We start from the raw sequence: 1,217 nt of genomic DNA on the forward strand, positions 1-1,217 counted from the left end.
GCCCGGTTCGTCGTCGGCGACGCCCGGGCGCTGCCCGTCGCGGACGGCTGGGCCGACACCGCCGTCTCGGGGCTGGTGCTGAACTTCGTCGCCGCACGGAACCATGCGCTCCGCGAGATGCGACGGGCCGTCGGGCCGGCCGGCGTGGTGGCCGCCTACGTGTGGGACTACCCCGCGGGCATGCAGCTGATGGGGTACTTCTGGGACGCCGCCATCGACCTCGACCCCGGGGCGCAGACGATGCACGAGGCGATCCGCTTCGGCTTCTGCCGCCCCGACCCGTTGCGCTCGATGTTCCACCGCGCGGGCCTCACGGACGTGGAGGTGCGGCCGGTCGTCGTCCCGACCGTCTTCCGGGACTTCGACGACTACTGGACACCGTTCCTCGGCGGCACCGGCTCCGCCCCCGCGTACGCGATGTCGCTGGACGAGGAGGACCGCACTTCGCTCCGCGACGCGGTGCGCGAGCGGCTGCCCACCGAGGCGGACGGCTCGATCCACCTGACCGCCCGGGCCTGGGCCGTCCGCGGTGCGAGCCCGGGATGACGGCCGGGAGCGGGATCGTCCGCGGTGCGCTCGTCGGCTACGTGGCGAGCCGCGCCATGGACGCCGCGACCACGGCGTTCTACCGGCGGCAGAGCGAGGCCTCCCAGCGCCGCGAGGCGGAGCTCGCGTCCGGCGGCACGCTCGTACAGCTCGGCAGACAGCTCGGGCAGGTGGCCGGCCGCGATCTGGACGACGCGGCCGCCGGCCGGGTCGGCGTGGCCGTTCACCGCACGTTCGGCACGACCTACGGGGTGATCGCCTCGGCGCTGGTCGGCCGCGGGATGCCGCCGCTGCGGGCCGGGCCGGCCGTCGCCGCCGTCGCGTGGGCCGTCGTCGACGAGGGCACGTCCCTGCCGCTGCTGACGGCCTACCCGCTGGTCAGCCACCTGCGCGGCATCGTCGGGCACGCCGTGCTCGGCCTCACCGTCGGGGCACTGCTCGAGCTGCTGGATCAGCCGGCCTGATCCTCGGCGGCCGCTTCCTGGAGCGAGCACGCGAAGAGGAACGCCGGTGGCACGTTGAGCGGCGAGATCCGCCGGCGGACCGACGGGAACAGCCGGCGCAGCTCGTTCTGGATCAGCGGGGAGTACTGGATGACGAGCGCCACGCCGGAGGCGGCGAGGACGCCGGGCAGCGAGTCCAGGATCCGGCGGCGCAGCCCGGGCTCCAGC

2 protein-coding genes and 1 pseudogene are annotated in these 1,217 nt (G+C 75.0%); 2 read left to right on the top strand and 1 reads right to left on the bottom strand.

The annotated features are described in order from the left end of the window. The coding region (locus tag E4P40_RS27610; RefSeq protein ID WP_135161468.1) for a methyltransferase domain-containing protein at positions 1 to 546 on the top strand (546 nt) is incomplete at its 5' end. Further along, a complete protein-coding gene (locus E4P40_RS27615) occupies positions 543 to 1,010 on the top strand; it encodes a hypothetical protein (RefSeq protein ID WP_135161470.1) in 468 nt (155 codons plus the stop codon). The genes E4P40_RS27610 and E4P40_RS27615, both read left to right, overlap by 4 nt. Here E4P40_RS27615 and E4P40_RS28435 read toward each other — a convergent pair. Next, positions 998 to 1,217: pseudogene (locus E4P40_RS28435) on the bottom strand (hypothetical protein); the annotation flags it as partial. The gene E4P40_RS27615 and the pseudogene E4P40_RS28435 overlap by 13 nt on opposite strands.

This window comes from Blastococcus sp. CT_GayMR20 (assembly GCF_004570345.1).

Excerpts from the sequence above, each read along its gene's own strand:
- E4P40_RS27615 (WP_135161470.1), top strand. The coding sequence starts at position 543 with ATGACGGCCGGGAGCGGGATCGTCCGCGGTGCGCTCGTCGGCTACGTG.